This window comes from Actinophytocola sp., assembly GCF_045807065.1.
In the GTDB taxonomy this organism is placed as follows: domain Bacteria; phylum Actinomycetota; class Actinomycetes; order Mycobacteriales; family Pseudonocardiaceae; genus Actinophytocola.
In genome coordinates this window covers 1-5,942 of the sequence record NZ_JBJMIE010000684.1, presented here as the reverse complement: position 1 = coordinate 5,942, position 5,942 = coordinate 1, and the positions used below count along the sequence as shown (strand labels likewise).

General features: G+C 70.3%; 6 protein-coding genes. 1 reads left to right on the top strand and 5 read right to left on the bottom strand.

Translation table 11 applies throughout. From position 1 onward, the window contains the following. Positions 1–135 precede the first annotated feature (135 nt). The 4 genes from ACJ73U_RS40310 to ACJ73U_RS40295 form a co-directional block, all read right to left on the bottom strand. A complete protein-coding gene (locus ACJ73U_RS40310) occupies positions 136–1,047 on the bottom strand; it encodes a pseudouridine-5'-phosphate glycosidase (RefSeq protein WP_407783050.1) in 912 nt (303 codons plus the stop codon). 11 nt (positions 1,048–1,058) lie between these two features. Continuing rightward, the gene (locus ACJ73U_RS40305) at positions 1,059–2,960 is read right to left on the bottom strand and encodes a M48 family metallopeptidase (RefSeq protein WP_407783049.1); all 1,902 of its coding nucleotides are present in this window, start codon (positions 2,958–2,960) and stop codon (positions 1,059–1,061) included. Further along, on the bottom strand, positions 2,957–3,556 hold the full coding sequence (locus ACJ73U_RS40300) for a LemA family protein (RefSeq protein WP_407783048.1): 600 nt from the start codon (positions 3,554–3,556) through the stop codon (positions 2,957–2,959). The genes ACJ73U_RS40305 and ACJ73U_RS40300 overlap by 4 nt, the downstream gene beginning before the upstream one ends. A gap of 99 nt (positions 3,557–3,655) precedes the next feature. After that, the gene (locus ACJ73U_RS40295) at positions 3,656–3,892 is read right to left on the bottom strand and encodes a DUF3039 domain-containing protein (RefSeq protein WP_407783047.1); all 237 of its coding nucleotides are present in this window, start codon (positions 3,890–3,892) and stop codon (positions 3,656–3,658) included. 58 nt (positions 3,893–3,950) lie between these two features. Here ACJ73U_RS40295 and ACJ73U_RS40290 point away from each other — a divergent pair, with 58 nt between their 5' ends. Further along, a complete protein-coding gene (locus ACJ73U_RS40290; RefSeq protein ID WP_407783046.1) occupies positions 3,951–4,751 on the top strand; it encodes a sporulation protein in 801 nt (266 codons plus the stop codon). On the opposite strand, the gene ACJ73U_RS40285 is transcribed toward ACJ73U_RS40290, so the two are convergent. Further along, positions 4,748–5,875: a YihY/virulence factor BrkB family protein gene (locus ACJ73U_RS40285; protein WP_407783045.1), complete on the bottom strand. Its 1,128-nt coding sequence runs from the start codon at positions 5,873–5,875 to the stop codon at positions 4,748–4,750. The two genes, ACJ73U_RS40290 and ACJ73U_RS40285, sit on opposite strands and share 4 nt — an antisense overlap. Positions 5,876–5,942: the final 67 nt, after the last annotated feature.

The following is a 5,942-nucleotide window of genomic DNA, read 5'->3' as shown; positions in this document are numbered from 1 at the left end:
GGAAAGCGCCAAAGCTGTGGTGCGTCTGGCGACTCTCGACGTGGACGGTCCGACAGGGACCTTCCAGGACGAGACCGGGGAGCTGCCCTGGTAGGCGCCTACCAGGGTGTGATCCGCGTCCACGGGTTGTACGAACTAGCCGGCACAGAGTGCGACGGCCACTTCGGCGGCGAGGGTGACGTTCGACAGCACGAGTGCCACGTTCGCGTCCAGGGACACGCCGTCGCTCGCCGTGTGGAAGTGCTCCAGCAGCACCGGGGTCACGTCGCCGCCCCGGACGCCCTTCTCGGCGACGCGTGCCATGCCCTCCGATAGGAGGCGGTCGTGCAGCTCACGGGCCATCTCGGCCTCGGCCGGGATCGGGTTCGTCAGCAGGACGCCCGAGGCGAGGCCCTGCGTGCGGTGCGCGGTGATGACGGCCGCCGCGTCCGTGGGGGTGTCCACGCGCCACGACAGCGGGAAGCGTGACTCCCTGCGGTAGAACGCCGGGAAGAAGTCGGTCCGGTAGCCGAGCACGGGCACCGACCTGGTCTCCAGCACCTCGATGGTCGCGCCGATGTCCAGCACCGACTTCACGCCGGAGCAGACGACCGTGACCGGGGTGCTCGACAGCACGTCCAGGTCGGCCGACACGTCCCAGGAGAGGGGGTCGCCGGGAGGCGGCAGGTGCACACCACCCAGACCACCGGTGCCGAACACCCGGATGCCGGCGGCGTGCGCGATGACCGCGGTGCCCGCGATGGTCGTCGCGCCGTCGCGGGACAGGGCGATGGCCGGGCCGAGGTCGCGGGCGGACAGCTTCGCGAAGCCGGAGTCCGCGGCGCACAACCGGTCCAGCTCGGCGTCCGTGAGTCCGACGCGGATCTGGCCCTCCAGCACGGCGATCGTGGCCGGGACCGCGCCCGCCGCACGCACGGCGTCCTCGACCTCGGTGGCCACCTTTCGGTTGCGACCCGGCGGGAGGCCGTGCGCGAGCAGCGTGCTCTCCAGCGCCACCACCGGGCCGCCGCCGGCCAACGCGGCGGCGACCTCCTCCGTGATCCGCATGTGTTCCCCGCTCACTGTGCTATCTGCTCCGGACTCGTGTCGGCCAGTGGTGGCAGTGGGCAGTGCAGCAGCGCGCACACCGTGCGCAGCAGCTCGATCTCCGCCACGGTCATCACGCCGTCGTTCCCGATGACGGTCACCATGCCGCCCACCAGGAACTGCTTCTCCGGCCCGTCCAACCCGTCGAGCACCGGCCACACGCTCTCCAGCGCGACGGGCGGCACCGGGGCGAACGGCAGTGCCGCGCCGGGCACCACCTGTGCCAGCCCAGCACGATACGCGGCGGCCGCGGCGTTGCGGTCCTGCTGGCCGGCGTCGGCGAGCACCGAGAGCAGCGTCGCGGCGGCCTGGTTGACGGCCTCCCGCGGCGCGCGGCGGCCCTGCCACGGCGTGGTCCGGTGCATGGACTCGTACAGCTCGCGGTACAGCAGCCGGGACAGGCAGTACTCGTGCAGGTCCACCTGGCCGTCGGCGTGGACGAGGGCCTGGATGGCCGCGAGCACCGCGTCCTGCTGTGGCCGCGGCCGGCGGCGCAGTACGGGGAACGCCAGCTCCGCGAGCGGCAGCCGCAGCACCGGGTGCAGCGACGCCAGCGCCTGCGCCTCCTGCCCGGCGGTGTTCGCGACGGCCGGGCCGAACCGGCCGGCGATGAGGTGCTGCTGTGCGGCGCGGGTCCGCGGGTCGACGGCCATCAACAGCCCGAACACCAACGGCAACACGGCTTCCGGGTGGCGGGCGCGGTCCAGGAACGGCGCAGGGATGTTGTCGAGGATCGTGCCGGCCCGGCGCTGTGCCTGCGGTGGTGTCGCGGTACCGATCGACTGGATCACCTGGCTCGGCAGCACGGGCACCGCGGTGTTGGGCGGCGGCAGCTGGCTGGGTGGTGCGAGGCCCAGCGACTGGTCCTCCAGCAGGCCGTTCGGCGGCTGCTGGCGCCACCGCTGCGTCAGCGCCGCCAGCTCGGCCGGGTCGAACGTCGGGTCGAGCTGGCGGATCCGCTGCTCCAGCGGCGGGTGGGTGGCGAACCAGGACGTGAACCGGGAGAAGCCCTCCCCGAACAGCATGTGGCTGACGTCCTCGGACCGCTTGTCCCGCAGCCGCGAACCGGCGTCGAGACCGCCGATCTTCTTCAGCGCGCCGGCGAGGCCCGCGGTCTGCCGGGTGTACTGCACTGCCGACGCGTCGGCCAGGTACTCGCGCTGCCGGGACACCGCGGCCTTGATCAGCCGGCCGAAGAACACCCCGACGTAGCCGACGATGATCAGCACGAGCCCGATCAGCGGCAGCGGGTTGCGGTCACCGCGGGTGTTCACCAGGATCCGGCCGACCACGGCCAGCCCGAGCAGTCCGAACAGGACACCCATCAGGCGGATGTTGAGCCGCATGTCGCCGTTCACGACGTGGCTGAACTCGTGCGCGATGACGCCCTGCAGCTCGTCGCGGTTGAGCGTCTCCAGCGCGCCGTGGGTGACCGCGACCGCCGCGTCGGCCGGCGTGAACCCGGCGGCGAACGCGTTGATGCCGTTCTCGTGCGGCAGGACGTACACCTCGGGCACGGGCGTCCCGGACGCGATCGCCATCTCCTCGACGACGTTGCGCAGCCGCCGCAGGCGCGGGTCCGCGGTGTCCTCCGGCACGCGGATGCCGCCGAGTGACCGGGCGACCTTGCCGCCACCGCCGCTGCGCAGGGACAGGGTCCGGAACAACGAGGTCAGCCCGATCACGAGGATCAGCAGCACGGTGACGGCGATCAGCACGTCGAAGATCGCGGACGCGGTCTGGTGGCCGAGCCCGAGCGCGACGAACGCCACCAGGTCGACGACCGCCACCACCGCGATCACGGCGGCGGTGAACAGCAGGACCAGGCGGCGGGACAGCTTGCGGACGTCCTGCTGCCGCTGGAAGAAGTTCACTGCTCGTCCCGGCCGAGGCTGATCTGGGGCGCGGCCCGTTTGACCGGGTCGTCCAGTTCCAGGTAGGCGGCGGGGCCGAACGAGAACATGTTCGAGATGACGTTGGACGGGAAGGTGTCCTGCTTGTTGCGGTACACCATGACCGCGTCGTTGTAGGCCTGCCTGGCGAACGCCACCCGGTTCTCCGCGGAGGTCAGCTCCTCGGCGAGCTGCCGCATGTTCGCGCTGGCCTTCAGCTCGGGGTAGTTCTCGCCGACCAGGAAGAACTGGCCGATGCTGCCGGTGAGCGCGTTCTCCGACCGGGCCAGCGCGGCCATGGCGGGCGCGTTGCCGGGTGCCGCGCCCTGCCTGGCCTGGACGGCGGCCGCGCGGGCGTTGGCGACGGCGGTGAGCGTCGCCTGCTCATGCCGCATGTAGGCCTTGGCGGTCGCCACGAGGTTGGGTATCAGGTCGTGTCGGCGGGTGAGCTGGACGTCGATCTGCGCGTACGCGTTCTCGTAGTTGTGCCGCGCGCGGACCAGCGAGTTGTACATCCCGATGACGGCGCCGACGACCAGCACGACGACGGCGACCACGACCACCAGAAGCCACAGCACGTGACGCCCTCCCTCCACTGCGGTCCGCACAGGATACGCAGGTGGGAGGTGGGAACAGCGCTTGTCCGGAATGTAACCGGCGTGCTTGGCCGGGTGCGGCTACTCGTCCCCGCCCGGCGGGAGGTTGTTGTAGATCCGCTGGCACTCGGGGCAGACCGGCGAGCCGGGCTTCGGCGACCGCGTGACCGGGAAGACCTCACCGCACAGCGCGACGACCACCGAGCCGGTGACGGCGCTCTCGGCGATCTTGTCCTTGCGGACGTAGTGGAACATCTTCGGCGTGTCGTCACCCGTGCTGTCCCGGGTATCGACTTCTGGCAACGTCTGCGTACTCACGGTGCAATGATGCCTGAAACGGCGTCGCGCCCGCTCACCTGCTGGCAGTATGCCGCTCATGTTCCAGAAGGTGATGGCCAGCTTCGGCCAGGGCGGCGCGACGGTCGACGCCCGTCTCCTCGACCAGCACGTCCGTCCCGGCGGGACACTGCACGGTGAGGTGATCCTCCTCGGCGGTCAGGTCGACCAGGAGGTCGAGTCGCTCGCGGTGACCCTGCTGGCCAGGGTCGAGGAGGGCGCCGAGCGCGCGACCGTCGACCTGCCCTTCCAGAACATCCAGCTGGCGGGGCACGAGCTGGTCAAGGCCGGCGCGCAGATCAAGGTGCCCTTCGAGGTGCAGATGCCGTGGGAGACGCCCGTGACCACGGTGTTCGGCAAGTACCTGACCGGCATGGCCGTGGGGCTGCAGACGAACCTGAACCTCTCCCGCACGGTCGTCGACCCGCAGGACGTGGACGCCATCCCGATCGAGCCGCTGCCCGCCCAGCACCGGATCCTGGACGCCATGACCCGCATCGGGTTCCAGTTCCGCAACGCCGGGCTGGTCAAGGACCGGATCGACGGGGTCGACCAGCAGCTGCCGTTCTTCCAGGAGGTCAGCTTCGCGCCTTCGCCGGCCTTCGCCACCGTGTTCAACGAGGTGGCGGTGTCCTTCCTCGCCCGGCCCCGGGACGTCCAGGTGGTGCTGGACGTGCAGAAGCGGGTCCGGGTGCTGAAGGGGGGCGGGCTCGGGTCGCGGGCGCAGTCCCGGCTGGGGTCGTTCGTGGTCGAGTACGCGGCGATGGGCCGGACGAACTGGGAGCAGCAGATCGAGGGCTGGCTCCGGGAGGCCGCGAAGCCGCGGGCGATCTTCGACTAGGAGTCCGAGGCGTGCCTCGCCTCGCGGGGCGCCTCGGCCTGTTCCACCTGGCCGTTCGTGTTCGGCCCCTGGTCCACCGCCCTCTGGTCCGCCGGCCCCTGGTCCGGCGGTGCCTGCTCCGGTGCCGCCTGCGGGTCGGTGGCCGTGTCCTTCTTGGCGCCGCCCGCCGCCCTGGTCATCTCCAGGCGGCGCCAGCGGCGGCGTTGACGTTTGGTCATCCTGGCCGGATACATCTCCTGGATGGCCGCGTTGAAGTAGGCGCCGAGGACGATCGCCAGGCCGATGAAGAACGCGAACAGCAGGAACGCGATGGGCGTGGCCAACGCGCCGTAGGTGTAGCCGGTGGTCGTGATCCACGAGATGTACAGCCGCAAGCCGATGCTCGACAGCAGGAACACGATCATCGCGAGCACGGCGCCCGGCAGGCCGCGGTAGTAGGGCAGTTTGCGGGGCAGTGCCAGCTTGTACAGGGTGGCCAGCGCCAGCACGAGCATCACGCCGAGCGCCGGGTAGTAGAACGTGTCGACCCAGTACGCGATCTCATGTCGCCATGCCACCGGGAACAGCTTCGGCAGCACGTCCGGGCCCAGGGCGAGGATCGGCAGCCCGATGACCAGCAGGATCAGCGCGGCCATGTAGAGCAGCAGCGCGAAGATCCGCTGCCACACCTCGTTGCGCACGCCGTACTGGTCGTGTGCGACGGTGATGGCGTCGACGAACGACGACATCGCCGACGAGCCACCCCACAGGGAGATCAGGAAGCCCACGGTCACGATCTCGCCGCGGCCGTGGCGCAGGATGTCGTCCACGGTCGGCTGGATGATGTCGTCGACCACGTTGTTGCTGAACGCGGTGTGCGACCACTCGATGATGGAGGTGTGCACCGAGTTGATCACGTCCTGGCCGAACCACTGGGCGACGTAGCCTAAGCTACCCAGCAGACCCAGCAGCAGTGGCGGCAGCGACAGCACCTGCCAGAAGGCGGCCTCGGCGGCCTCGGAGAACAGGTTGCCCGACCAGGCCTTGACCCAGGTCCGCCGGAACAGGCGCAGCGGACCGCGACGCGGCAGAGGGCTGGTCGCCTGCTGCGCGTTGCGCGTCGGGTGCTGCGGTTGGGGGCTCATCTCAAGACAAAGCATGGTCTATCACGCGGTGCTTGGCTCAACAGTCCTCGAGATTCGTGACGCAGGT